Annotated in this window: 26 protein-coding genes; 18 read left to right on the top strand and 8 right to left on the bottom strand. The window is 67.2% G+C overall.

What is annotated here, in order from left to right; translation table 11 throughout:
• Nucleotides 1-5 precede the first annotated feature (5 nt).
• Together ACW9UR_RS00495 and ACW9UR_RS00490 are read right to left on the bottom strand one after the other, a co-directional pair.
• Complete coding sequence (locus tag ACW9UR_RS00495) at nt 6-917, bottom strand: formate/nitrite transporter family protein (protein WP_458914925.1); 912 nt, start codon at nt 915-917, stop codon at nt 6-8.
• Nucleotides 918-1,089: 172 nt separating this feature from the next.
• Nucleotides 1,090-1,233 carry a hypothetical protein gene (locus ACW9UR_RS00490; protein WP_458914924.1) on the bottom strand — a complete coding sequence of 48 codons (144 nt, stop codon included), beginning with the start codon at nt 1,231-1,233 and terminating at the stop codon, nt 1,090-1,092.
• A gap of 122 nt (nt 1,234-1,355) precedes the next feature.
• On the opposite strand from ACW9UR_RS00490, the gene ACW9UR_RS00485 reads away from it, so the two are divergent.
• A complete protein-coding gene (locus ACW9UR_RS00485; protein WP_458914923.1) occupies nt 1,356-2,384 on the top strand; it encodes a sodium:calcium antiporter in 1,029 nt (342 codons plus the stop codon).
• Between the two features lie 37 nt (nt 2,385-2,421).
• Nucleotides 2,422-3,036, top strand: coding sequence for an exopolysaccharide biosynthesis protein (locus ACW9UR_RS00480; RefSeq protein ID WP_458914922.1), 615 nt, complete (start codon nt 2,422-2,424; stop codon nt 3,034-3,036).
• Here ACW9UR_RS00480 and ACW9UR_RS00475 read toward each other — a convergent pair.
• On the bottom strand, nt 3,033-3,398 hold the full coding sequence (locus ACW9UR_RS00475; RefSeq protein ID WP_458914921.1) for an ArsR/SmtB family transcription factor: 366 nt from the start codon (nt 3,396-3,398) through the stop codon (nt 3,033-3,035). The two genes, ACW9UR_RS00480 and ACW9UR_RS00475, sit on opposite strands and share 4 nt — an antisense overlap.
• A gap of 271 nt (nt 3,399-3,669) precedes the next feature.
• Between ACW9UR_RS00475 and ACW9UR_RS00470 the strand changes: the two genes are divergently transcribed.
• From ACW9UR_RS00470 to ACW9UR_RS00450, 5 genes are all read left to right on the top strand, one after another.
• On the top strand, nt 3,670-4,011 hold the full coding sequence (locus ACW9UR_RS00470) for an AtpZ/AtpI family protein (protein ID WP_458914920.1): 342 nt from the start codon (nt 3,670-3,672) through the stop codon (nt 4,009-4,011).
• A 3-nt stretch (nt 4,012-4,014) separates the two neighbouring features.
• Nucleotides 4,015-4,779 carry a F0F1 ATP synthase subunit A gene (locus ACW9UR_RS00465; RefSeq protein ID WP_458914919.1) on the top strand — a complete coding sequence of 255 codons (765 nt, stop codon included), beginning with the start codon at nt 4,015-4,017 and terminating at the stop codon, nt 4,777-4,779.
• A gap of 30 nt (nt 4,780-4,809) precedes the next feature.
• Nucleotides 4,810-5,046, top strand: coding sequence for a F0F1 ATP synthase subunit C (locus ACW9UR_RS00460; RefSeq protein ID WP_458914918.1), 237 nt, complete (start codon nt 4,810-4,812; stop codon nt 5,044-5,046).
• Between the two features lie 90 nt (nt 5,047-5,136).
• Nucleotides 5,137-5,670, top strand: coding sequence for a F0F1 ATP synthase subunit B' (locus tag ACW9UR_RS00455; RefSeq protein ID WP_458914917.1), 534 nt, complete (start codon nt 5,137-5,139; stop codon nt 5,668-5,670).
• A gap of 4 nt (nt 5,671-5,674) precedes the next feature.
• Nucleotides 5,675-6,199, top strand: a complete 525-nt coding sequence (locus ACW9UR_RS00450; RefSeq protein ID WP_458914916.1) for a F0F1 ATP synthase subunit B family protein — start codon at nt 5,675-5,677, stop codon at nt 6,197-6,199.
• Nucleotides 6,200-6,419: 220 nt separating this feature from the next.
• Here the strand turns inward: ACW9UR_RS00450 and ACW9UR_RS00445 are convergent, their stop codons facing one another.
• Both ACW9UR_RS00445 and ACW9UR_RS00440 read right to left on the bottom strand, forming a co-directional pair.
• Nucleotides 6,420-7,061, bottom strand: coding sequence for an OmpA family protein (locus ACW9UR_RS00445; RefSeq protein ID WP_458914915.1), 642 nt, complete (start codon nt 7,059-7,061; stop codon nt 6,420-6,422).
• A 132-nt stretch (nt 7,062-7,193) separates the two neighbouring features.
• A complete protein-coding gene (locus ACW9UR_RS00440) occupies nt 7,194-8,096 on the bottom strand; it encodes a methylated-DNA--[protein]-cysteine S-methyltransferase (RefSeq protein ID WP_458914914.1) in 903 nt (300 codons plus the stop codon).
• A gap of 259 nt (nt 8,097-8,355) precedes the next feature.
• On the opposite strand from ACW9UR_RS00440, the gene ACW9UR_RS00435 reads away from it, so the two are divergent.
• The 5 genes from ACW9UR_RS00435 to ACW9UR_RS00415 all read left to right on the top strand — a co-directional run bounded on the left by ACW9UR_RS00435 (nt 8,356) and on the right by ACW9UR_RS00415 (nt 12,188).
• On the top strand, nt 8,356-9,564 hold the full coding sequence (locus ACW9UR_RS00435; protein WP_458914913.1) for a type III PLP-dependent enzyme: 1,209 nt from the start codon (nt 8,356-8,358) through the stop codon (nt 9,562-9,564).
• A 38-nt stretch (nt 9,565-9,602) separates the two neighbouring features.
• Nucleotides 9,603-10,247: an endonuclease III gene (nth, locus tag ACW9UR_RS00430; RefSeq protein WP_458914912.1), complete on the top strand. Its 645-nt coding sequence runs from the start codon at nt 9,603-9,605 to the stop codon at nt 10,245-10,247.
• Nucleotides 10,244-11,236, top strand: a complete 993-nt coding sequence (locus tag ACW9UR_RS00425; protein WP_458914911.1) for an adenosine kinase — start codon at nt 10,244-10,246, stop codon at nt 11,234-11,236. Before nth ends, ACW9UR_RS00425 begins: the two co-directional genes overlap by 4 nt.
• 13 nt (nt 11,237-11,249) lie before the next feature.
• A complete protein-coding gene (locus ACW9UR_RS00420) occupies nt 11,250-11,618 on the top strand; it encodes a histidine triad nucleotide-binding protein (protein ID WP_458914910.1) in 369 nt (122 codons plus the stop codon).
• Between the two features lie 99 nt (nt 11,619-11,717).
• A complete protein-coding gene (locus tag ACW9UR_RS00415; protein ID WP_458914909.1) occupies nt 11,718-12,188 on the top strand; it encodes an Hsp20/alpha crystallin family protein in 471 nt (156 codons plus the stop codon).
• 21 nt (nt 12,189-12,209) lie between these two features.
• Here the strand turns inward: ACW9UR_RS00415 and ACW9UR_RS00410 are convergent, their stop codons facing one another.
• The gene (locus ACW9UR_RS00410) at nt 12,210-13,049 is read right to left on the bottom strand and encodes a reprolysin-like metallopeptidase (protein ID WP_458914908.1); all 840 of its coding nucleotides are present in this window, start codon (nt 13,047-13,049) and stop codon (nt 12,210-12,212) included.
• 80 nt (nt 13,050-13,129) lie between these two features.
• Nucleotides 13,130-14,074 carry an ABC transporter ATP-binding protein gene (locus tag ACW9UR_RS00405; protein WP_458914907.1) on the bottom strand — a complete coding sequence of 315 codons (945 nt, stop codon included), beginning with the start codon at nt 14,072-14,074 and terminating at the stop codon, nt 13,130-13,132.
• A gap of 168 nt (nt 14,075-14,242) precedes the next feature.
• Between ACW9UR_RS00405 and ACW9UR_RS00400 the strand changes: the two genes are divergently transcribed.
• The 4 genes from ACW9UR_RS00400 (at nt 14,243) to ACW9UR_RS00385 (ending at nt 19,786) form a co-directional block, all read left to right on the top strand.
• Nucleotides 14,243-14,431 carry a zinc-finger domain-containing protein gene (locus ACW9UR_RS00400; RefSeq protein WP_458914937.1) on the top strand — a complete coding sequence of 63 codons (189 nt, stop codon included), beginning with the start codon at nt 14,243-14,245 and terminating at the stop codon, nt 14,429-14,431.
• Entirely contained in the window at nt 14,428-17,247 is a 2,820-nt protein-coding gene (polA, locus tag ACW9UR_RS00395; protein ID WP_458914906.1) for a DNA polymerase I, read from the top strand. The genes ACW9UR_RS00400 and polA overlap by 4 nt, the downstream gene beginning before the upstream one ends.
• A gap of 46 nt (nt 17,248-17,293) precedes the next feature.
• Nucleotides 17,294-17,473 (top strand): hypothetical protein, encoded by a 180-nt coding sequence (locus ACW9UR_RS00390; RefSeq protein ID WP_458914905.1) that lies wholly within the window; start codon nt 17,294-17,296, stop codon nt 17,471-17,473.
• 141 nt (nt 17,474-17,614) lie between these two features.
• Nucleotides 17,615-19,786: an RNA degradosome polyphosphate kinase gene (locus tag ACW9UR_RS00385; RefSeq protein WP_458914904.1), complete on the top strand. Its 2,172-nt coding sequence runs from the start codon at nt 17,615-17,617 to the stop codon at nt 19,784-19,786.
• A 12-nt stretch (nt 19,787-19,798) separates the two neighbouring features.
• On the opposite strand, the gene ACW9UR_RS00380 is transcribed toward ACW9UR_RS00385, so the two are convergent.
• Nucleotides 19,799-20,797, bottom strand: coding sequence for an NAD(P)-dependent alcohol dehydrogenase (locus ACW9UR_RS00380; protein WP_458914903.1), 999 nt, complete (start codon nt 20,795-20,797; stop codon nt 19,799-19,801).
• A 99-nt stretch (nt 20,798-20,896) separates the two neighbouring features.
• On the opposite strand from ACW9UR_RS00380, the gene ACW9UR_RS00375 reads away from it, so the two are divergent.
• A complete protein-coding gene (locus ACW9UR_RS00375) occupies nt 20,897-21,790 on the top strand; it encodes a LysR family transcriptional regulator (RefSeq protein WP_458914902.1) in 894 nt (297 codons plus the stop codon).
• Nucleotides 21,791-21,855: 65 nt separating this feature from the next.
• A complete protein-coding gene (gene ggt / locus ACW9UR_RS00370; protein ID WP_458914901.1) occupies nt 21,856-23,589 on the top strand; it encodes a gamma-glutamyltransferase in 1,734 nt (577 codons plus the stop codon).
• Nucleotides 23,590-23,621: the final 32 nt, after the last annotated feature.

Genomic DNA, 23,621 nt, shown 5'->3' with positions numbered 1-23,621 from the left:
CGGGTCTAGAGTTCCTCGGACACCTGCGCATGGGCCAGCATGGCGAAGAGGCCGGTGCCGCCGATGATGTTCCCCAGAAGCGTCGGCAGGATGTACTGGCCGATCCCGGTCCAGATGGTCATCTCGCCCATGAAGACCAGCAGGAACACCTCGCCCGAGCCGGCGATCACGTGGGTGAATCCGCCGAGCGCGATCATGTAGGTGAAAAGGAAAATCACCCAGATCTCGGAGCCGCGCGCCGACGGCAGCATCCAGACGACGCCGGCGATCAGGAACCCCGCCGGGATGCCGCGGAACATCGCGTCCCAGCCCGAGACCTCGGCATAGCTGCGCGAGACCTCGGCCATCCCGTCGAACGTGCCGGGTGGAATCAGATCCGGGATCATCACGAAGCCCGCGGCGAGCGCGGTGCCTATCATGTTGGCGAGGAACACCGTCGTCCACAGCCGCGCGGTGCAGCGGAAGTTGTCGCGGGTCGGGCGGAACAGCACCGGCAGCACGACCGACAGCGTGTTCTCGGTAAAGAGTTGCAGGCGCGAAAGGATCACCAGGATGAAGCCCACGGTGTAGCCCATGCTGACGATCACCTCGGCACGGGGCATGTCCTTGAGCTCGTGGTGCAGGATGCCCTCGGCGAGGACCGAGGTCGAGATCGCGATCCCGGCCGCGATGCCGGACCACATCAGCGAGTGCACGGGGCGCGAGAGTTCCTCTTCGCCCTCGGCCATGACGACGGCATAGACCGTGCGCGCGGACAGGCGGCGGGCGTCGCGTACCCGCTCGCGCTCGGATGCGGTCAGGGCACGCTCGTTGTCCTGCGAGCGGGTCTCGACCTCCTCGCGGCGGCGTCGCCGATTGTCTGAGGCGGTGTCTTCGAGGTCAGTCTGGGCGGGGGCCCCGCCGTTCTCGGTGATCATCCTGTTTCCTTCCACGGATGCGGGACAACCGCGAAAGGCTGGGTTTGGTTCCGGCGGAAGAGATCAGCGCGTGCGCGGCGGGGGTGCGGTGTCGACTGGCTGCGGCAGCGGCTGGGGGCGCGGGACGGGCGGGCGCAGGATGTCGAGCCAGGACATGGAGTTCCTCCTTGGATCAGCGCAGGATGCGAAGAGCAGTGCCGCCCTCGGCCTGCGCGATGCCGGATGCGCCCATGTCCTGCGCCTCGGCCTGGATCAGCCAGCCGCCACCAGCGATCAGCGCGGCGGAGAGAAGGGCGATCAGGTCGATGCGGTCCATGACAGCGTTCCGGGTTTCGGTTACGGTTCGTGCAAGGCCAACGCCGCTGCGACGCGCAGGGTTCCGCCCCGACGCTTCTGACGGAAGCCTGAAACCAAATCGGGGCAACCGCGTTTGGGACCATGTTCGAAAGTCTTCCCCTCCTCGCGCTGATCGCCATTTTCCTTGCCGCCTCGACTGTGATCCTGCTGAGCGGATTGCGGATGACGGACCTTGCCGACCGGCTGGCCGACCGCACCGGGCTGGGCGAGGCGCTGGTGGGCGGCGTCCTGCTGGGGGCCTCGACCTCGCTTTCCGGAACACTGGTCTCGCTGACCGCGGCGCTGGACGGGCGGGCGTCGCTGGCGTTCTCGAACGGGATCGGGGGGATCGCAGCGCAGACGGCGTTCTTGGCGGTGGCGGACGTGATGCATCGCCGGGCCAACCTAGAACACGCGGCCGCGGAGCTGGCCAACGTCTTCCAGGGCGCGCTGCTCATGCTGCTGCTGGCGCTGCCGTTGCTGGCGCTGACCGGGCCCGAAGTGACGCTGCTGGGTGTCCACCCGGTCTCGGTCCTGCTGATCGTGATCTATGCGGGTGGCCTTGTCGCGACACGGCGGATCCGCGAGGCGCCGATGTGGAAACCCGTCCGCACCCGCGAGACCGAGCCAGACGAGCCGGACGAGGACGGCGGCGACAGGCGGCAGACGCTTGTGTTGTTCGGGCGGTTCGCGCTGCTGCTCGCGGCGCTGGGCACGGCCGGCTGGGTTCTGAGCCAGGTCGCGGCGGGGCTGATCGACCGGTATTCGCTGAACGCCTCGGTGGTGGGCGCGCTGATGACGGCGGTGGCGACCTCGCTGCCCGAACTGGTCACCACGCTGGCCGCCGTTAGGCGCGGCGCGCTGCAACTGGCGCTCGGCGGGATCATCGGCGGTAACACATTCGACGTGCTGTTCCTGTCGCTGGCCGATGTCGGCTACCGCGAGGGCTCGATCTACCATGCGGTGACGATGGACGACTGGTTCTGGCTGGCGACGGGCCTGGTGATGACCTGCGTGATCACGATGGGGATGCTGTATCGCGAGAAAAACGGGCCGGGGAACATCGGGACCGAGAGCCTGGCAGTCCTGCTGATATACGCCGGCGCAATCAGCGTGCAGGTCCTGACATGAGGCGGAACCGGCGTGCCTGTCGCGCGTTCATCCTGCGATGACCGAGACGACCGCACATGACCCCGCCCAAAGCGATCACCCCGTCAGCACCATTGCCGACGCGTTGGAGGATGTCTTCCAGTCTGACAGCCCGACCCTTTCGGACGTGATCGAGGGGTTCGGGCGCAGTTCGTTCCTGCCGGTGATGATCGTGCCGGCGATGCTGGTGGTCTCGCCGCTGTCGGGGATTCCGCTGTTCTCGTCGGCCTGCGGGCTGACCATCGCGTTCATCGCCGCGCAGATGTTGTGGCCGGGCCGCGATCACCTCTGGCTGCCGGATTTCCTGACCCATCGCCCGATCGACGGGCAGAAAGCCCGCAAGGCGATGCCGAAGATCCGCAAGGCGGCGGACTGGATGGACCGGCACGCGACGGGCCATGGCTGGCGGCTCATGCGCGCGCCGGTCCGCACGCTGCTGGAGATGCTTTGCCTGCTCTGCGGCCTCGCGATGCCCTTCCTTGAGGTGGTGCCGTTCTCGTCGTCGATCCTCGGCTTCACGGTGCTGATGTTTTCGACCGCCCTGCTGACGCGGGACGCGCTGTTCGCGGGAGCGGGGCTGGCAACGCTGGGCGCGGCGGTCTTCGTGCCCCTGAAGGTACTGGGCGCGGTCTAGTCGTCCTGTTGCGCGGCGGGAAGCGCCTCGGCCAAGGCGAAGAGTTCTTCGAGCGTATCGAGGTCGGTGGCATCGAAACTGCCGAATGCCTCCATCCAGACGGCGGCGGGCCGTAGCGAAAGGACCTCGAGCCGGCACCATTTGGTCCGTCCCTCGCGGCGCTGGCTGACGATCCCGGCGCGGGTCAGGATGCCGAGGTGTTTGGAGACGGCCGCGAGGCTCATCTCGAACGGCTCGGCGAGATCCGAAACGGTGTGATCCCCGGCCAGAAGCCGGTTGACGATCGCCCGCCGCGTGGGATCGGCGAGCGCCGCGAAGACGGCGTCAAGATGAGCGTCGGGATCTGGAGCGTGCGGGATCATCCCCCCGGTTTACCCCCGATCCGTGAATCGTCAACCGTCAGGTTGAATGAACGGCGGTGCACCGTCGCAGGCGAGGGCCGCGAAACGCGACGGATGCGCCCGCCGGTCGCACCCCGGAAATAACAAGCAATTTCAACATATTGAACCAAACACGTTCCTGCACGTCTGCGCTTGACAGCCCTGCCCCCCCTTTCTAGGGTCCGCGCAAGTTTGCCGAGGGGCGTTTTGCGTCCTGAGGCGGGCGAAATCGCTCAGGATCCAGGTCCAGTTCATGGCCGATCATTCTCCCCGGGACCGGCTCAAGCAGCTGGAAGACCGGATCGCGCAGGCCCACAAGGCGCGCGAACCGAAACCTTCGGGGTCGAGCAAGTACGAGGCCACCAGCCTTGCCTGGCGGATGGTGCTCGAGCTTGTGATCGGCATGGGGCTGGGCTGCCTGATCGGCTACGGGCTCGACTACCTGTTCGGGACACTGCCGATCTTCCTGATGATCTTCGCCCTACTGGGATTTGCCGCCGGGGTCCGCACGATGATGCGCTCGGCGGAAGAAGTGCAACGGGGCCGCGGCCCCGGCAAGGCTGATCCGGGCAAGACGCCCGACGATACGGAGTGAGACATGGCGGATCCGGTGGCAGAACACGGCGAAGGCGGCAGCGGCTTCAACATTCACCCGATGGATCAGTTCGAGGTGGCCCCGCTTTTCGGTGACACCGTGCACTGGTACTCGATCACCAACGTCACGCTGTGGATGGCGATCACCATCGCCGCCGTCACCCTGCTGCTGGTCGTCGGCGCCCGTGGCCGCGCGCTGATCCCGACCCGCGGGCAGAGCATGGCCGAGCTGACCTACGGTTTCACCCGCAAGATGGTCGAGGATGTCGCCGGCAAGGACGCCGTGCAGTACTTCCCCTACATCCTGACGCTGTTCACCTTCATCCTGTTCGCCAACCTGCTGGCGCTGATCCCGATGAGCTTCTCGGTCACCTCGCACTTCGCCGTGACGGCAGTGCTGGCGCTGGCGGTGTTCATCAGCGTGACCGCGATCGGCTTCATCAAGCACGGCACCGGCTTCCTGGGCCTGTTCTGGGTCTCGAGCGCGCCGCTGGCGCTGCGCCCGATCCTGGCGATCATCGAGCTGATCTCGTACTTCGTGCGCCCGGTCAGCCACTCCATCCGTCTTGCGGGCAACCTGATGGCCGGCCACGCCGTGCTCAAGGTGTTCGCGGGCTTTGCCGGCGCGCTGGGCCTTGGCGCCATCCTGCCGATCTTCGCGATCACCGCGATCTACGGGCTGGAGCTGCTGGTGGCCGTCATCCAGGCCTACGTGTTCACGATCCTGACCTGCGTGTACCTCCGGGACGCGCTGCATCCGTCGCACTAATTCCGTCATTCCATCAAAAGGAGACACCTCATGGAAGGCAACATCGCTGAAATGGGCACCGCAATCGGCGCCGGTCTGGCCGCCATCGGTTCGGGTACCGCCGCCATCGGTGTGGGCCACGTGGCCGGCAACTTCCTGGCCGGCGCGCTGCGCAACCCCTCGGCTGCGGGCGAGCAGACCGCCACGCTGTTCATCGGCATCGCGTTCGCCGAAGCGCTGGGCATCTTCTCGTTCCTGGTCGCGCTGCTGCTGATGTTCGCCGTCTGAGCACGGACGAACCGGGCGGGGGCGCCAGCGTGCCCGCCCGCGCCTTGCGCGCCCTGATCCCAGGGTGCGGCGCAGCCAAGGAGCCCGAACATGGCAGAACCCACCGACGCGGCGCACGCGGCTGAATCCTCGGCCGGCATGCCGCAACTCGACTTCTCGACCTTCCCCAACCAGATCTTCTGGCTGGTTGTGAGCCTGGTCGCGCTGTATTTCATCATCAACCGTGTCGCGATCCCTCAGATCCGCGGTGCGATCGAGGACCGCGACCAGGTCGTGTCCTCGGACCTGGAAGCCGCGGCCGAGCTGCGCACCCAGGCTGCCGAAGCGGAAGAGGCCTATAACAAGGCCCTGGCCGAGGCTCGCTCCGACGCGCAGAAGATCGCGGCCGAAACCCGCGCCGAGATCCAGAAGGAACTCGATGCGGCGACCGCCAAGGCCGATGCCGAGATCGCGGCGCGTACCGCCGAGTCCGAGAAGCGCATCGACGAGATCCGCGAAAGCGCGACGCAGAACGTCGAGCAGGTCGCGGCCGAAGTCGGCGCCGCCATCGTCTCGGCGATCATGCCCGACGTTGCCGACGACGCCGCCGTCAAGGCCGCCGTCGACGCAGAGATGAAAGGCTGAGCCCATGCTGATGCTGCTGCCCGGGGCCACCGGCCCCTTCTTCAGCCTCAACAACACCGACTTCGTGGTGCTGCTGGGCTTCCTGCTCTTCGTCGCTGTCCTTCTGTGGTTCAAGGTGCCGGGCAAGCTGACCTCGGCGCTGGATGCCCGCGCCGCGACGATCCGCAAGGAACTGGACGACGCCCGTGCCCTGCGCGAGGAAGCGCAGCAGGTGCTGGCCGAGTTCGAGAAGCGCAAGAAAGAGGTCGCAACTCAGGCCGCCGGCATCGTCTCCTCGGCCAAGACCGAGGCCGAGGCCGCCGCGAAAGAGGCCCGCAAGGACCTTGAAGCCTCGATCGAGCGCCGCCTGAAGGCCGCGACCGAGCAGATCGCCTCGGCCGAGGAAGCCGCGGTCCGCGAAGTGCGCGAGCGCGCGGTGAACGTTGCGACCGCCGCCGCGGCCCAGGTCATCGCCCAGAAGATGGACCCGGCCCGCGCCAACGCGCTGGTCGACACGGCGATCGAGAACATCCGCGGCAAGCTGCACTGACGCGGACGATCCTCACCGGTTCGGAAATCGGGGGCCCTCGCGGCCCCCTTTTTCATTGCTGCCCGGAGGACGCCGGGCCGCATCTGTCGCCCGCCTTCCATTTCCCCAAATATCCCCGCCGGAGGCATCCGCGGCCAGCCCTGCGCCCTGCCCTTCGGCCATGAAAAAAAACCCGGCGCCGCTGGCACCGGGGTTTCGGGAATGCTCCGTCGGAGAAGGATCAGGCGGTCGGCGTGATCACGATCTCGACGCGGCGGTTCTGCGCGCGGCCGTCGACAGTATTGTTGCTGGCGATCGGCTGGGTCTGGCCCTGGCCGATGATCCGGACGCGGTTCTGGCGCACACCGTTCGAGAACAGCACGTTGGCCACGGCGGAGGCGCGGCGCACCGACAGGTCCTGGTTGTACGAGGCCGAGCCGGTGTTGTCGGTGTGGCCGATCACCTGAACGGTCGAGTTCGGGTAGTCCTGCAGGTTCCGCGCGATAGCCGCGATATTGCTAACCGAGTTCGGTTTCACCACGGTGCTGTCGACGTCGAAGGTGATCGCCTCGGGCAGCGACACGATCAGCTGGCTGCCGGTGTTGATGATCTTGGCGCCGGAACCTGCGAGGTCCTGCTGCAGCTCGCGCTGCTGGCGGTCGAGCAGCGCGCCGACGCCGGCGCCAACCGCCGCACCGGCGATGCCGCCGATGGCCGCGCCCTTGGCGTCGTCACCGATCAGGCCGCCGGCGAGCGCACCGAGCGTCGCGCCGGCCAGAACACCGGTGCTGGTGTTGTCGGTGGTGCCGTCGGGATTGGTACAGGCGGCAAGCCCAAGTGCCGCGGTGGCGGTCAGGGCGAGGGGAAGCTTGACGATGGTCATTTTGGTCCTCGTGTGCTCGATGAGCCGGATTGGCCGGACGTTGTGATTGAGCGTCATATGGCACGGCACGCAAGCACCTAGCACCCGGGGTCACGGGGAGTTGCTTCCATAGGCGGTTTCTTGCGGATCCTTTCAGCCGGCGTGACCCGCACTTGCCAGTAGCGGCGGTGCATCGGGCGCCGGCAGCGGGTCGAGCGCGTCGGCCCGCGCGCCCTCCCAGGCCAGCAGCGCGCGCTTGACGCCGAGGCCCCAGTGATAGCCGCCAAGCCCGCCGGACTTGCGCAGCGCCCGGTGGCAGGGGATCAGGAAGCTGATCGGGTTGCGGCCCACCGCCGTGCCCACCGCGCGCTGCGCGCGGGGCGCGCCGACCAAGCGGGCGATGTCGGAATAGGTGGTGACCTGCCCCATCGGGACCTGCAGCAGCGCCTCCCAGACCTTGATCTGGAACGGCGCGCCGATCAGGTGCAGCCGCGCTTCGCCCCGGCCGCCGAACACGGCGTCGGCTTGCGGCGTGATGGCGGCGGGATCCTCGACATAGTCGGCCTTGGGCCAACGGGCGCGCATGTCGCGCATCGCCTCCTCACGGCCCGCCTCGGCGGTGAAGGCAAGCCCGCAGATGCCGCGGTCGGTAGCCATGACCAGGGCCTCGCCGAAGGGACTGGGGACCCAGGCCCAGCGGATCGTCTGACCTTCCCCGGCGCGGGCATAGTCGCCCGGGGTCATCGCCTCCCAGCGCAGGAACAGGTCATGCAGCCGACCCGAACCGGACAGGCCCGCACCATGCGCTGCATCGAGCACGCTGTGCCGCTCGGCCAGCAGACGCTTGGCGTGGTCCAGCGTCAGGTATTGCTGATAGCGCTTCGGGCTGACCCCGGCCCACTGGCTGAACACCCGTTGAAAATGCGCAGGGGACAGACCGACGGCGCGGGCAACCTCGTCGAGGGTGGGCTGCTCGGCCACTGTCTCGCCGATATGCTCGATGGCACGGCCGATCACGGCGTAGTGGTAGGGGTCGGTCTGGATCTGGTCGTTCATGGCGTGCGGCCCTCTGGATAGAAGTCCAGTAAACCGCCCGGACCGCGCCTTGCCCACCCGAATCCTGCGGCATCTGCAGCTGCGCCCAAAACGCATGGCTGCCATGCGCCGTTTGCATTTGTACTTTCCGCCGAAAGGCTGCATGTGGGCTTTCAGACGCAAAGTGCGCTCGCTGCCCGGAGACATGGGTCACGCAGTGTCATCCGCGTCCTTGTGGGATCCGTCCGGGCCTGAGAATCCGGGATTTTATGGGGAAGCCATGATCGCTGCTGACCGCGCGTCATTCGACGCCGCCCAATCCATTGCACCCTCGTTCCGCGGCTCGGCCGCTCCGGCGCGCATTGCCGCCTACCTCGACACGCATGTCTTCGAGCGCCCCACGCTGGTGCTGGACATCGAGCGCGCGGTGCAGAACTTCCGCGACCTGGAAACCGGCCTCGCTACCGCGAAAAGCCGGGCGCACATCCACTACGCGGTGAAAGCGAACCCCGAGCCGGTGCTGATCGCCCGCCTGGCCGAGGAAGGCTGCCGTTTCGACGCCGCCTCGCGCGCCGAGATCGCACTCTGCCTCGCTGAGGGCGCGAAGCCCCAGCATGTCTCGTTCGGCAACACCGTCAAGCGGACCTCGGACATCGCCTGGGCCCATGCCCAGGGTATCGAGATGTTCGCCGCCGATGCCGAGGCCGAGCTGGAGAAGATCGCCGCCTACGCCCCCGGCGCGAAGGTCTACCTGCGCCTGCTGGTCGAGGCGAGCGAAGCCGACTGGCCGCTGAGCCGCAAGTTCGGCGCGCCTGCGGCCCAGATCCCGGCGCTGTTCCACTATGCCCGCGCTCTTGGGCTGCGCCCTGTCGGCATCAGCTTCCACGTCGGCTCTCAGACCCGCCGCGCCGCCATGTGGCGCCCGGTGCTGGAGCAAGCGGCCGAGCTGTGGCACGGCCTCGTGGCCGACGGGTTCGACATGCAGGTGCTGAACGTCGGTGGCGGCTTCCCGGCCTATTACGGCGACGCTATCGACGCACCCACGCCCTATGGCGCCGGTGTCCGCGCGCTGGTCGACGAACTGTTCGGCCCTGTGCCCTACCTGATGGCCGAGCCCGGCCGCTCGGTGGCCGCCGATGCCGGCGTGATCGCCGCCGAGGTGCTTCTGGTCAGCCGCAAGCGCCCCGACGACATCGCGCGCTGGGTGTACCTGGACATCGGCAAGTTCTCGGGCCTGGCCGAGACCATGGACGAGGCGATCCGCTACCAGATCGAGACCACCGCCGACGGCGGCGAGACCGGCCCCTGCGTGCTGGCCGGCCCGAGCTGCGACAGCGCGGACGTGCTGTACGAGCAGCGCCCGATCCAGCTGCCCGAGGCCCTGGCCGCCGGCGACCGCGTCCGCATCCTCTGCGCGGGCGCGTACACGACGACCTATGCCAGCATCGGCTTCAACGGCTTCCCGCCGCTCGACGTGGTGTGCATCTGAGTTGAAGCGTTCGCGCGGCTGTGCCAAAGGCTTTGGCCATGGCCGCGCAACTTCCCTATTCCGACATCGAGCAGATCTTCGCCCGTTTCCACGCGGCGGAGCCTGAGCCCAAGGGCGAGCTCGAGCATACCAACGCCTTCACGCTGCTGGTCGCCGTGGCGCTGTCCGCGCAGGCGACCGACAAGGGTGTGAACCTTGCCACCCGCAAGCTGTTCCCGGTCGCCGACACGCCCGAGAAGATGCTGGCGCTGGGGGTCGAGGGCGTCACCGAGTACATCAAGACCATCGGCCTGTTCCGCAACAAGGCCAAGAATGTCATCGCATTGAGCCAGCGGCTGATCGACGAGTTTGGCGGCGAAGTGCCTTCGTCCCGCGCTGCATTGCAATCCCTGCCGGGCGTCGGACGCAAGACCGCGAACGTTGTTCTGAACATGTGGTTCAAGTTCCCCGCGCAGGCGGTGGACACGCACATCTTCCGCGTCGCCAACCGCACCGGCATTGCCCCCGGCAAGGACGTGATCGCCGTCGAGCGCGCGATCGAGGACCAGATCCCGGTCCGCTACCAGCAGCACGCGCACCATTGGATGATCCTGCACGGCCGTTATACCTGCAAGGCGCGCAAGCCCGCCTGCGCCGCCTGCATCATTCGTGAATACTGCCGCTTCGAGGAGAAGAACCTGTGACCAAACGCTTCCACGTCGTCGGTATCGGCAACGCCATCGTCGATGTCCTCGCCCATGCCGATGACAGTTTCCTCGACCTCATGGGGATCGAGAAGGGCATCATGCAGCTGGTCGAGAAGGCCCGCGCCGAGACGCTGTACGGCTCGATGGAGGATCGCTCGCAGATCGCGGGGGGATCGGTTGCGAATACGCTTGCAGGCCTCGGCAACCTCGGGCTGAACACGGGGTTCATCGGCCGCGTCCGCGACGACGCGCTGGGGCGGTTCTATGCCTCGGAGATGGAAGAGGACGGGACCAGCTTCCTGAACCCGCCGGTCGCGGGCGATCCGCTGCCGACTTCGCGCTCGATGATCTTCGTGACGCCGGACGGCGAGCGCTCGATGAACACCTATCTCGGCATCAGCGCGGAAGTGGGCGAGGATGACGTGCCCGCGTCGGACGTCGCTTCCTCGGCGATCCTGTTCCTCGAGGGCTATCTATACGACAAACCGAAGGGCAAGCGGGCCTTCCAGGCGGCGGCGCAGGCCTGCCGGGCGACCGGCGGCAAGGCGGGCATCGCGCTGAGCGACCCGTTCTGCGTCGACCGGCACCGGGACGATTTCAAGGCGTTGGTGCGCGACGAGATGGACTACGTGATCGGCAACCAGCACGAGTGGCAGTCGCTTTACCAGACCGAGGATCTCGAGAACGCGCTGGCCCATGCCCGCGCCGATTGCGAGATGGTCGTCTGCACCCGCTCGGGGGATCCGGTGGTGCTGATCCGCGGCGACGAGCAGGTCGAGGTGCCGGTCAACAAGGTCGTTCCGGTGGACGCCACCGGCGCGGGCGACCAGTTCGCCGCCGGGTTCCTCTATGGCTACGCCACGGGCGCGCCGCTGGAGCTGTGCGGCCGCATGGGCGTGGTCGCCGCCGCCGAGGTCATCAGCCACATGGGCGCCCGGCCAGAGGCCGACCTGCAGCGCCTTTTCGCCGACCAGGGCCTGATCTGAAAGGAAGCCAGCCATGACCGCCTATGACGACCAGAACATCTTCGCCAAGATCCTGCGCGGCGAGATCCCCAACAAGACCGTGCTGGAGACCGAACACACGCTGGCCTTCGAGGATATCGCTCCGCAGGCTCCGGTGCACGTTCTGGTGATCCCGAAGGGCAGCTACGTGACCTATGCGGATTTCGCGGCGAATGCCTCCGACGCCGAGATCGTCGATTTCCACCGCGCGCTGGCGCGGATCTGCGACGAGGCCGGCGTGAACGGCGATGGGCACCGGCTTATCAGCAACGCCGGGGAGCACGGGCTGCAGGAAGTGCCGCATATGCACGTGCATGTTCTTGGCGGTCGTCCGCTTGGCAAGATGCTCCAGCCCGAGGGCTGAGCGGCAATTCTTGACGCCGATCAAGGCACGCGACCCGGTCCCGTGCGATTCTCCCGCCCGTGCCCGCCTGAGGGCGGACACGGGTTTACGGAGGATAAGATGAGCGAACAGAAATCCGATCTGCCGTCGCTGTGGTCCACCGGCGGTCTGGACGCCTTCCGGCGGGAGTTCGACGGGCTATTCGAGAATTTCTTCGGTCGTGGGAGCCACCCGCTTGCGCCCTCGCTGCCGCAGGGCGTGGTCTCGCCCGCGATCGACGTGACCGAGAACGGCGATGCGATCACGCTGACCGCCGAACTGCCCGGCCTCGCCGAGGAGGACGTGGATATCGAACTGCGTGACGGACGATTGATCCTCAGGGGCGAGAAGAAGTCCGAGAAGGACGAGACCCGGGACGAGGTGCAGTACTCCGAGCGCAGCTACGGGTCCTTCCAGCGCGTCATGCCGATCCCCGAGCGGGTGGACGTCGAGAAGATCGACGCGAAGTTCGACAAGGGCGTGCTGGTCGTGACCATGCCCAAGAAGCCCGAGGCCAAGGCAGAGCCGCGCAAGGTTAAGATCGGGCAATAGCCCTGTCGCGGACCGCGGCGGTCAGGCCATGACCGTCGCGGCCCGTGCCGCTATCGCGACCGGCGCGACTGACGGATCGCAACGCCCGGCCTCGCTGAAAGGCCGCATCTGGCGCACCGGCGTGCCGTTGATGTCCGCCAGCTGCCCCGACCAGACCATGTGATAGAGCGTCTTCAGGTCCGCGCGGTCCGCGTCGGTCATCCGGCTGTCTTCGCCATAGTTCATGATCGAGAACGGGGAGTGCTCGCCGAAGATCTCGCTGCGCCAGCGCTCCTCGGTGATCTGCGCGAAGAAATGGCGCAGGCCGAAGACATGGCCAAGCTCGTGGGCCATGGTCTCGACGATCTCGTCCTCGGTCTGCTCGAACAGCGTCGGGTAGAGCATCAGGTCGTGCTGGCCCGCGTCGGGGAAGAAGGCCCGCGCGAGCGTGCAGCCGACGGGCGAGCAGTTTGCCTGCGGGCTGACAGCAATTTCGAAATCCCAGTTCTCCTCGGCTTCCTGGAAGCGGACAGGCACCGCGTCGCCCCAGAGCAGCAGCCCCTCGCCGAACCATGTGCGCAACACCGCCTTCGCCGCCTCAGGGTCACGGAACAGCGCCATCGAGGTAGGGCGGAACCGCCAGCGCAGGGTAACGCCCGCGCCCCAGAGCGGGATGAACCCCTCGGTCGCGTCGACCACCAGCTCCAGCGGAGAGCGGCCGCCGGGCTCGGCATGGCCGCGGGTTTCGGTCTCGCAGACCGCGCCGTGGTGATAGATGTGGACCAGGGGCTCTTCAGCCTCGGCCAGGTCCTTCTTGTAGCGGAACCGCAGCGGGTTCGGGCCCTTCACGTCGGTCGCCCGATTTTTCTTCGATGCCGTCATGCCAACCCCCATCAGCCGATTTCATCGTGGGGTCAGGTTAGCACAACGGCACGCACCGAACGTTGCCGAACCTCACAGACCTATGCCGCTTCGTTGTCGCCCCCGGTCAGCGAGACGAACACGTCCTCGAGGTCAGGCTCTTCGGTCGCCACGTCGCGAATCCGGATCCCGGCCGCGCGCACCGCGTCGAGCAGCGCCTCGGCCCCGGTGACAGAGCGGCGGTAGTTCAGCACCAGCGCACCGTCGGGGCGACGGACGGCCTCGACGCCCTCGGGCACGGCGGGCAATTCGCCAACCTCGCCCTCGGGCGTGATGACCAGCGATTTCGCGTCGAGCCGCGCCAGAAGGTTCACGGTCTCGTCGCAAGCGACGACCTCGCCCTGGTCGATGATCGCGATCCGGTCGCACATTTCCTGCGCCTCTTCGAGGTAGTGCGTCGTCAGGATGATCGTCGTTCCCGCCTCGTTCAGCTCGCGGACATAGTTCCAAAGCATTTGGCGCAGCGCGATGTCGACGCCCGCGGTCGGCTCGTCCAGCACCAGAACCGGCGGGCGATGCACCAGCGCCTTGGCGATCAGCAGACGGCGGCGCATGCCCCCCGAAAGTGTCCGCGCATAGGCTTCGGCCTTGTCGAGAAGCCCGACCTTGTCGAGGATCTCGTCCGTGCGGCGTTCCGACTTAGGCACGCCGTAGAGCCCGGCCTGCACCTCCAGCGCCGCGCGAGGCGTGAAGAAAGGGTCCATGTTAAGCTCTTGCGGGACGACCCCAATGCTGGCCCGCGACTGCCGCGGGTTCACGTCCTGATCGAAGCCCCAGATCTTGACCGTGCCGCTGGTCTTGGTCACCAGACCGGCCATGATGTTGATCGTCGTCGACTTGCCCGCGCCGTTCGGCCCCAGAAGCCCGAAGATCGAGCCGGCGGGAATCTCCAGATCGATGCCCTTCAGCGCTTCCTTCGGCGCGGATTTCCCGCTGCCGCCGTATGTCTTGCGGAGGCCATTGAGTTCGATCGCGGTCTGTTGCATGGGGTCCTCGCGGGGTATTGCTCGGGCGGGCCTTGCCGCGGCCCGACCGTCCGTTATCATGCCGTCCGAGCGAGCGCACCCCCGCGCCGGACCTACATTGCGATCAGGAATGAGCCGATGAAGACGCTTCCCGTCGAGAACCCCGCCAACGACGCCCCGACCGACGGCATCAAGGCCGAGCCGCCCGAGGTCGAGATCGTCACCACCAGCCGAGTCGCCTGCGACGGCGGCCCGGGTCTGGGCCATCCCCGCGTATGGCATTCGATCGACCCGGTCACCGGCTTTGTCGAATGCGGCTACTGCGACAAGCGCTTCATTCTGAAGGGCGGCCCGGCGGACACCGAAGCCCTCAAATGAGCGGCGATGTCCCGGCAGGATTCGGCAAGGGCTGCCACCTGCACCTGATCGACGGCTCGGCGTTCATCTTCCGGGCCTTTCACGCGCTGCCGCCATTGTCGCGCAAGTCCGACGGGCTGCCCATCGGGGCGGTCGCGGGCTTCTGCAACATGATCTTCAAGATGGTCGAGGACAACAACGGCCCCGACGCGCCGACCCATGTGGCGGTGATCTTCGACAAGGGCAGCCACACGTTTCGCAACGACCTCTACGACCAGTACAAGGCGAACCGCGACGAGATGCCCGAGGATCTGCGCCCGCAGATCCCGCTGACCCGCGACGCCACCCGCGCCTTCAACATCGCCTGCATCGAGAAGGAAGGCTACGAGGCCGACGACATCATCGCCACCTATGCCCGCCAGGCGCGCGAGGCCGGCGGCCGCGTGACCATCGTGAGTTCCGACAAGGACCTGATGCAGCTGGTCGGCGGCGGCGTCGAGATGTTCGACGCGATGAAGAACTCCCGCATCGGCATCGAGGAGGTCGAGGCCAAGTTCGGCGTCGGTCCCGACCGCGTGGTCGACGTTCAGGCGCTGGCCGGGGATTCGGTCGACAACGTTCCCGGCGCGCCCGGCATCGGCATCAAGACCGCCGCCCTGCTGATCAACGAATACGGCGACCTGGAGTCGTTGCTGGAACGCGCCGAAGAGATCAAGCAGCCCAAGCGCCGCCAGACCCTGATCGACAATGCCGAACAGATCCGACTGTCGCGGCAGCTGGTGCTGCTGGACGAGAATACCCCGGACCTCGAGCCGCTCGAGGCGCTGGAGGTAAAGGAGCCGGTCGCCGACGACTTGCTGGGGTTCCTGACGTCGATGGAGTTCCGCACCCTCACCAAGCGCGTCGCCGAAAAGCTGGGTGCCGAGGCTCCTGCCCTGCCCGAACCTGCCGCCGCCGCGCCCGGCGACGAAGGGCCGGATCCGGCGCTCTCGCTGCCCTTCGGCGAGAACTATGATTGCGTCCGCGACGAGGCAGCGCTGCAGCCCTGGATCGACCGGATCCGCGAGCGCGGGTATGTCGCCGTCGATACCGAGACCACCGGCCTTGACGAGATGCGCGCCGACCTGGTGGGTATCTGCCTCTGCGTCGATCCCGGTCATGCCTGCTATGTCCCCTTGGCGCATGTGAACGGCTCTGGCGACCTGCTGGGCAATCTGGAACTGGCCGAAAAGCAGATCGGCGTCGACCGCGCGCTCGAACTGCTGCGCCCGGTGCTAGAGGACGACGCGATCCTCAAGATCGGCCAGAACATGAAGTACGACATGAAGATCTTCGCCCGCTACGGGGTGACGGTCGCGCCGATCGCGGACACGATGCTGATGTCCTATGCCGCACATGGCGGCCTGCACGGGCACGGCATGGACTACCTGTCAGAAAAATACCTCGGCCACACGCCGGTGCCGATCAAGTCGCTGCTCGGTTCGGGCAAGAGCCAGATCACCTTCGACCGGGTGCCGATCGAGGACGCCACCGGCTATGCCGCCGAAGACGCCGACATCACCCTGCGCCTGTGGCGACTGTTCGCGCCGAAGCTGCCCGCCAGCAAGGTCACCACCGTCTACGAGACGCTGGAGCGTCCGCTGGTCCCGGTGCTGGCGCAGATGGAGCGTTATGGCGTCAAGGTGGACCGCGATCACCTGAGCCGCATGTCCAACGCCTTCGCACAAAAGATGGCGGGCCTCGAGGCCGAGATCCACGAGCTTGCCGGCCGGTCGTTCAACGTCGGCTCCCCCAAGCAGCTGGGCGAGATCCTGTTCGACGAGATGAGCCTCGAGGGCGGCAAGAAAGGCAAGACCGGCGCCTACGCCACCGGCGCGGACGTGCTCGAGACGCTGGCGGCGCAGGGGCATGACCTGCCCGCGCGGGTGCTGGACTGGCGGCAGCTGTCGAAGCTGAAGTCGACCTATACCGACGCGCTGCAGGAGCATATCCACCCGGAAAACGGCCGCGTGCACACCAGCTATTCCATTGCCGGGGCGAACACCGGGCGGCTGGCCTCGACCGATCCGAACCTGCAGAACATCCCCGTCCGGACCGAGGAAGGCCGCCGCATCCGCGAGGCCTTCGTGGCAGAGCCGGGCAACGTCCTGGTCAGCCTCGACTACAGCCAGATCGAGCTGCGGATCCTCGCCCATATCGCCGGCATCGACAGCCTGCGGCAGGCGTTCAAGGACGGGCTCGACATTCACGCGATGACCGCGTCCGAAATGTTCGGCGTTCCGATAGAGGGCATGGACCCGATGGTCCGCCGCCAGGCCAAGGCGATCAACTTCGGCGTGATCTATGGCATCTCGGCCTTCGGCCTGTCGAACAACCTGCGGATCCCGAGGGATAAGGCGAAGGAATTCATCGACCGCTATTTCGAGCGCTTCCCCGGCATCCGCGAGTACATGGACGAGACCGTCGCCTTCGCGAAGGACCACGGCTACGTCCAGACGCTCTTCGGCCGTCGCATCCACACGCCGGAAATCGGCGCGCGTGGCCCCAAGGCCGGTTTCGCCCAGCGCGCGGCGATCAACGCGCCGATCCAGGGCACGGCCGCCGACGTGATCCGCCGCGCGATGATCCGGGTGCCGCAGGCGATCGAAGGCCTGCCCGCGAAAATGCTGCTGCAGGTCCACGACGAGCTTCTTTTCGAGGTCGCCGAGGACAAGGCGGACGAGGTCATCGGCGTGGTCCGCGAAGTGATGGAGGGCGCCGCCGATCCGGCGGTCGCGCTGTCGGTGCCGCTGACCGTGGACGCGGGCACTGGCCCGAACTGGGCCGCCGCGCACTAGCAACCGGGCGCATCCAAGGGGGCGCCCTGACGAGGGAGGACCGGGGATGACCCGAACCGGAGAACGCGCCCGCGTCGCCGCGCTGCTCTGCGCTGCGGCGCTTCTGTCGGCCTGCAATGTCTCGGGCCGGGCCGAAGGCGGCGGCAAGGGAGGTGTCGTCGAGGTGAAGGGCGGCAAGGACGCGCTGCGCCCGCCCTACCACCTGCGGGCTCAGAACGGCGGCTGACACAAGCGCCCGCCTTCCACGTTCCCCTAAATATCCCCGCCGGAGGCTCCGGCGGCGCCCCCAGGTGCGACGCCGGGAAAGCTTGCGCAACCGGACGCTTCAGGTCATGAAACCGACGCCCATCCGATCTAGAAGGCAGCCATGACCAACGCCGATTTCCTGACCGCCATGCGGCCCGAGCCGGTTTCTCTCGCCGGCTTTGACCCCACCGCGCCCGCGCGCTTCTTCAACCGCGAGCTCAGCTGGCTGGAATTCAATTGGCGGGTTCTGGAAGAAGCCGAGAATACCTCCGTCCCGCTGCTCGAGCGGGTGCGCTTCCTGTCGATCTCGGGATCGAACCTGGACGAATTCTACTCGGTCCGCGTCGCCGGTCTGCGTGGCATGGTGCGAGAGGGCGTCTCGCGGCCCAGCGACGACGGGCTGACGCCGGCCGAGCAGCTGGAGCGCATCGACATCGAGGCGCGCGGGCTGATGACCCGGCAAGCCGACTGCTGGCAGGCGCTCTCGCAGGAACTGCGCGAGACGGGCATTCACATTCTGGCCCCGAACGAGCTGACCCGCGCCGACCGCGAGGCGCTCGACAGCCATTTCATGGCCAAGGTCTTCCCGATCCTGACGCCGCTGGCGATCGACCCCGCGCACCCTTTTCCGTTCATCCAGAACACCGGCTTCGCGCTGGCGCTACAACTCAAGCGCGCCCGCGACGGCCAGCCGCTGGATGCGCTGCTGCCAATCCCCGCGCAGGTACCGCGCTTCACCCCGCTCGACCGGGGGCCCAACGGCGAAGCCCGCTACCTGCTGCTCGAGGACTACCTGGAGGTATTCCTGGGCAAGCTCTTCCCCGGCTACGAGGTCGTCGGGCGGTGCACCTTCCGAGTGCTGCGCGACAGCGATATCGAGGTCGAGGAAGAGGCTGAGGACCTGGTCCGCGAATTCGAGACCGCGCTCAAGCGCCGCCGCCGGGGCGAGGTGATCCGGCTGAAGATCTCGGCAAATGCCCCAGAGGACCTGCGCGAGAAGATCCTCTCGGAGATGCACGTCTCGGAGTCCGAGGTGATCGAGATCGCCGGGATCATCGGCATCGCCTCGCTCTCGGAACTGGTGACCAGCGACCGCCCGGATCTGCTGTGGCCGCATTTCACCCCGCGTACGCCCGAGCGGGTGCAGGACCACGACGGCGACATGTTCTCGGCGATCCGCCAGAAGGACATGTTGCTGCATCACCCCTACGAGACCTTCGACATGGTCGTGCGCTTCCTGCAGCAGGCGGCGCTGGACCCGGACGTGTTGGCGATCAAGCAGACGCTCTATCGCACCTCGTCCGACAGCCCCATCGTCGCAGCGCTCTGCGAGGCCGCCGAAAGCGGCAAGTCGGTCACCGCGCTGGTCGAGTTGAAGGCGCGGTTCGATGAAGCCGCCAACATCCGCCAGAGCCGGATGTTGGAGCGGGCCGGCGCGCAGGTGGTATATGGGTTCACCGACTGGAAGACACACGCCAAGATCTCGACCGTGGTGCGGCGGGAAGGCGAAAACCTCGTCACCTACACCCATTTCGGGACCGGCAACTACCACCCGATCACCGCGAAATTCTACACCGACCTCAGCCTTTTTACCTGCGATGCGACGCTGGGGCGCGACGCGACCAAGGTCTTCAACTACGTCTCGGGCTATGTCCGCCCCGACGATCTGGAGGCGCTGGCGATCTCGCCGCACACACTGAAGCAGACGTTGATTGAGAACCTCGAGGCCGAGGCCGAGCACGCCCGTGCCGGCCGACCCGCCGCGGTCTGGGCGAAGATGAACGCGCTCATCGAACCGGACGTGATTGATGCGCTCTACAAGGCCAGCCAGGCCGGGGTGGAGATCGACCTTGTCGTGCGCGGCATCTGCGGCCTGCGCCCGGGCGTCGAGGGTCTGTCCGAGACGATCCGCGTGAAGTCCATCGTTGGCCGCTTTCTCGAACACTCCCGCATCGCCTGTTTCGGCAACGGCGCGGGCCTGCCCTCGGATGAGGCGAAGGTCTACATCAGCTCGGCCGACTGGATGGGCCGCAACCTGAACCGACGGGTCGAGACCCTGGTTCCGATCACCAACCCCACTGTGCACGCGCAGATCCTGCGGCAGGTCATGGCCGCCAACCTCGCTGATGAAGCGCAGAGCTGGATTCTCGGCCCGGACGGCAAATGGAGCCGCGACCGCGAGGGCGATCGGCTGTTTAGCTGCCACCGGTTCTTCATGGAGAACCCGTCGCTGTCGGGCCGGGGCCGCGCCGGTTCCGAAGATGTGCCCGAGCTGATCCACGGGCACGACTGATGCGGCGGCGGATCACTCCGCCGCCAGCTCCTGCTGATCTTCCGTGGCGATACTTAGCACCACCGCACCGGTCTTGCGGCGGCTCTCGACCCGTCGGTGCGCCTCGGCGACCTGCTCTAGAGGGTAGAGACCGTCAATAACCGGGCGGATCGTCCCGGCCTGGAGCAGGTCCGAAAGTACGCCCAGGTCCGCTTGCGTGTCGCCCGAGACGCCGATCACCACGCGCCGGCCGCCGGTGAGACCGGTCCAGAGCGCCTGAAGCACCTCGCGCAGGCCGAACTCCAGCGCCACCCAGCGGCCTTTGGGGGTGAGCGCCCGGCGGGCGCGCCGGAAGCGCTTGGCCCCGACGGTATCGAGGATCACGTCGTAGCGTGTCGCCTGCCGCGTAAAATCCTCGCGGCGGTAGTCGATGACGTGATGCGCGCCCAGTTCGCGGACCAGCGCGTGCTTTGCCTCGCTTGCCAGCGCAGTCACCTCCGCGCCCATGTGGCGGGCCAGTTGCACCGCCCAGACGCCGACGTCCCCGGTAGCGCCCGCGATCAGAACCTTCTCGCCCGGTTGCAGCTTCGCCATGTCGCGCAGGAAGACCAGTGCCGAAAGTGCGCCGAAAGGCACCGCCGCCGCCTGGTCATGCTCAAGACCGGCCGGGCGCGGCAGCACGGGGCCATCCTGCCCCATCGCCAGGAATTCCGCGTGCGCGCCGGAGTCCGAGAACCCGAACACCGCCTGCCCCTTGTCTAGCTTCGTGACCGCCGAGCCGGTTGCCACGACGGTGCCCGAGAAGCCCGCGCCCAGCACTTTCGCCTTGGGGCGGAACAGCCCGAAGGCCAGCCGCCCGGGCAGCCAGAACGCCGCCGGAAAGGCCGAGGCGCGCAGACGCCAGTCGGCCGTCGTCACCGCTGCCGCATGGACCTTCATCAGGACCTCGTCCTCGCCGATCTCGGGGCGGTCGATCTCGCGGATGCTCAGCACATCCGCCGAGCCATATCTGTCGTGCCATGCCGCTTTCATCGCGTGACCTCATTCATTGCGTTTCGCTGGGAAAGGAAATAGGCCCATCTTGCCCCATGCGGAATTGACTGAATTCGCACCTCTGATATGCAAAAACGCATGGATTGGCGTTCTGTGAAATTCGATTGGAACCGCGCCCGCGCGTTCCTGGTGGTGGCCGAAGAAGGTTCGCTGTCCGCCGCCGCCCGCGCGTTGGGCATGGCGCAGCCGACACTGGGCCGGCAGGTCAGCGCGCTGGAAGAGGAATTGGGCGTCGTCCTGTTCGAACGCACCGGGCGGGGGCTGACGCTGACTCCTAGCGGGCTGGACCTGCTGGAACATGTCCGCCAGATGGGCAGCGCCGCCAGCCGCGTCTCACTGGCCGCCAGCGGGCAGGCGACCAGCATCGAGGGGACGATCTGCGTCACGGCGAGCGAGATCTACTCGGCCCACCTGCTGCCGCCGATCGTCGCGAAGCTGCGGACGCAGGCCCCCGGCATCGCGGTTGAGATCGTCGCCTCGAACGCGGCCATCGACCTGAGGCGGCGCGAGGCCGACATCGCCCTGCGTAGTTTTCGCCCGACGCAACCCGATCTCGTGGCGCGGAAACTGGGCGAAGATACCGCACGGCTCTACGCGACGCAGGACTACCTCGATCGGATCGGACCGCTGGAAACGGCCGAGGACCTGACCCGCGCCGAATTCATCGGCTTCGACGCGGACGGGCAGTTCCTGCACGGCGTCAACGAGCGCCTGGGCCTGAGCCTGACCCCGCGCAACATCCGCCTGCTGACCGGCAACCACCTGGTACAGTGGGAACTGGCGAAACGGGGCCTAGGGATCGGCATGTTCCCCGACAGCGTCGCGCAGCGCGATCCGTTGCTGGTGCAGGTCATGCCGGACTTGCCGCCAATGGTCTTTCAGCTGTGGCTGACCGCGCATCGCGAGTTGAACACCTCGCGCCGGGTGCGGCTGGTGTTCGACCTGATGGCCGAGGAACTTTCCCGGCTCTGAGTGTCGCGCCGTGGCGGCGATGCGGCTAGGCTGACCGCGCAGAACACGAACAGGGGGGATTCGTCTTGCGTCATACACGCCTTCTTTCATTGCTCGCCGCCACCGCGCTGACCGCGCCTGCGTTCGCACAGGAAGCTGCGCAGCCCGAGGAAACCTTCAGCGTTGCGCAGAACACTTCGGTCGCGGCGCAGGACTACATGGTCGCCGCCGCCAACCCGCTGGCCGCCGAGGCCGGCCGCGCGGTGCTGGCCGCAGGCGGTTCGGCTGCCGATGCGGCGGTTGCGGTGCAGTTCATGCTGAACCTCGTCGAACCGCAAAGCTCGGGCATCGGCGGCGGGGCGTTCGCGCTCTACTGGGACGCCTCGGCGGGGGAGTTGACCACGCTGGACGGCCGCGAGCGCGCCCCGCTCGACGCCACGCCCGAATACTGGCTGGGCGAGGACGGCGAGCCCATCGGGTTCTGGGAGGCGCTGGTCGGCGGGCGCTCTGTCGGCGTGCCCGGCACGCTGAAGCTGCTCGAGGACCTTCACGACAGCCACGGGCGCACGCCTTGGGCGGACTTGTTGCAACCCACCATCGACCGCGCCGAGGCGGGCTTCGCTATCTCGCCCCGCATGGCGGACTCGATAGAGGGTGCGATGGAGCGCAGTCTTGCGGATTTCCCCGCGACGCGGGGCTATTTCTTCCGTCCTGACGGCAGCCCGAAGAAGGCGGGAACGCTGCTCAAGAACCCTGCCTTCGCGCGGACGCTGCGCCTGATCGCGGCCGAGGGGTCGAATCCGTTCTATCACGGCGCCATCGCGGGCGACATCGTCGCTGCGGTGAAGACCGAGACGAATGCCGGCATCCTGACCCTGCAGGACCTCGCCGAATATGAGGTGAAGCAGCGCGATCCGGTCTGCGTCGAGTATCGCAGCTACGAGGTCTGCGGCATGGGCCCGCCAACCAGCGGCGGACTGACTGTCGGACAGATTCTGATGATGCTGGAGCCCTACGACCTACCCGCGATGGGCGACAGCCCCGAGGCCTGGCACCTCTATGCCGAGGCGGCGAAACTGGCCTATGCGGACCGGGGGCTCTACATGGCCGACGCCGATTACGTGGACATGCCCGAGGGGCTGCTGGACCCGGATTACCTGGCGGATCGTTCGTCGCTGATCAATGCCGAGACGGCGATGGAGAAGGCCGAGGCAGGCGAGCCGCCTTGGAAGGAAGGCAGCCTCTGGGCACCGGACACCCAGCCCGAGCGCCACGGCACCTCGCATTTCGTGATCGTCGACAGCCACGGCGACATGATCTCGATGACCACTACCATCGAGACCGGCTTCGGCAGCCGCGTGATGACGAACGGGTTCCTGCTGAACAACGAGCTGACCGACTTTTCCCGCGCGCCCGAGGCCGACGGCAAGCCGATCGCCAACCGGGTCGAGGGCGGCAAGCGGCCCCGCTCGTCCATGGCGCCGACGGTCGTGCTGAAAGACGGCGAGCCGGTGCTGCTGATCGGCTCGCCCGGCGGATCGCGGATCATCAACTATGTCGCCGCGAACCTCGTGCGGATCCTCGACTTCGGGATGGACCCGCAGGAGGCGATCAACGCGGGCCATGTGGTGAACCGGAACGGCGCGACGGACCTGGAGGAAGGTACTCCGGCCGCGGATCTGGCCGATGCGCTCGGGGCGCTGGGGCACGAGGTGAACGTGGCGAACCTGAACTCGGGTCTGCACGCGATCCAGCTGACCGAGGGCGGTCTGATCGGTGCCGCCGATCCCCGCCGCGAGGGCGTCGCACTGGGCGATTGACCGAAGCTGCGTAAGCCGGGCTTCAGCCCGGC

This window comes from Halovulum sp. GXIMD14794 (assembly GCF_054457455.1).
This window is presented reverse-complemented; position numbering and strand designations above follow the sequence as displayed.

Bases quoted from the DNA above. Each gene is read 5' to 3' on its own strand.
- ACW9UR_RS00415 (WP_458914909.1), top strand. From the start codon at position 11,718: ATGAGCGAACAGAAATCCGATCTGCCGTCGCTGTGGTCCACCGGCGGT.
- ACW9UR_RS00475 (WP_458914921.1), bottom strand. From the start codon at position 3,398: ATGATCCCGCACGCTCCAGATCCCGACGCTCATCTTGACGCCGTCTTC.
- ACW9UR_RS00455 (WP_458914917.1), top strand. From the start codon at position 5,137: ATGGCAGAACCCACCGACGCGGCGCACGCGGCTGAATCCTCGGCCGGC.
- ACW9UR_RS00470 (WP_458914920.1), top strand. From the start codon at position 3,670: ATGGCCGATCATTCTCCCCGGGACCGGCTCAAGCAGCTGGAAGACCGG.
- ACW9UR_RS00380 (WP_458914903.1), bottom strand. From the start codon at position 20,797: ATGAAAGCGGCATGGCACGACAGATATGGCTCGGCGGATGTGCTGAGC.
- ACW9UR_RS00495 (WP_458914925.1), bottom strand. From the start codon at position 917: ATGATCACCGAGAACGGCGGGGCCCCCGCCCAGACTGACCTCGAAGAC.
- ACW9UR_RS00435 (WP_458914913.1), top strand. From the start codon at position 8,356: ATGATCGCTGCTGACCGCGCGTCATTCGACGCCGCCCAATCCATTGCA.
- ACW9UR_RS00485 (WP_458914923.1), top strand. From the start codon at position 1,356: ATGTTCGAAAGTCTTCCCCTCCTCGCGCTGATCGCCATTTTCCTTGCC.
- ACW9UR_RS00440 (WP_458914914.1), bottom strand. From the start codon at position 8,096: ATGAACGACCAGATCCAGACCGACCCCTACCACTACGCCGTGATCGGC.
- ACW9UR_RS00390 (WP_458914905.1), top strand. From the start codon at position 17,294: ATGACCCGAACCGGAGAACGCGCCCGCGTCGCCGCGCTGCTCTGCGCT.
- ACW9UR_RS00490 (WP_458914924.1), bottom strand. From the start codon at position 1,233: ATGGACCGCATCGACCTGATCGCCCTTCTCTCCGCCGCGCTGATCGCT.
- ACW9UR_RS00450 (WP_458914916.1), top strand. From the start codon at position 5,675: ATGCTGATGCTGCTGCCCGGGGCCACCGGCCCCTTCTTCAGCCTCAAC.
- ACW9UR_RS00420 (WP_458914910.1), top strand. From the start codon at position 11,250: ATGACCGCCTATGACGACCAGAACATCTTCGCCAAGATCCTGCGCGGC.
- nth (WP_458914912.1), top strand. From the start codon at position 9,603: ATGGCCGCGCAACTTCCCTATTCCGACATCGAGCAGATCTTCGCCCGT.
- ACW9UR_RS00480 (WP_458914922.1), top strand. From the start codon at position 2,422: ATGACCGAGACGACCGCACATGACCCCGCCCAAAGCGATCACCCCGTC.
- ACW9UR_RS00460 (WP_458914918.1), top strand. From the start codon at position 4,810: ATGGAAGGCAACATCGCTGAAATGGGCACCGCAATCGGCGCCGGTCTG.
- ACW9UR_RS00445 (WP_458914915.1), bottom strand. From the start codon at position 7,061: ATGACCATCGTCAAGCTTCCCCTCGCCCTGACCGCCACCGCGGCACTT.
- ACW9UR_RS00385 (WP_458914904.1), top strand. From the start codon at position 17,615: ATGACCAACGCCGATTTCCTGACCGCCATGCGGCCCGAGCCGGTTTCT.
- ACW9UR_RS00375 (WP_458914902.1), top strand. From the start codon at position 20,897: ATGGATTGGCGTTCTGTGAAATTCGATTGGAACCGCGCCCGCGCGTTC.
- ACW9UR_RS00465 (WP_458914919.1), top strand. From the start codon at position 4,015: ATGGCGGATCCGGTGGCAGAACACGGCGAAGGCGGCAGCGGCTTCAAC.
- polA (WP_458914906.1), top strand. From the start codon at position 14,428: ATGAGCGGCGATGTCCCGGCAGGATTCGGCAAGGGCTGCCACCTGCAC.
- ACW9UR_RS00410 (WP_458914908.1), bottom strand. From the start codon at position 13,049: ATGACGGCATCGAAGAAAAATCGGGCGACCGACGTGAAGGGCCCGAAC.
- ACW9UR_RS00405 (WP_458914907.1), bottom strand. From the start codon at position 14,074: ATGCAACAGACCGCGATCGAACTCAATGGCCTCCGCAAGACATACGGC.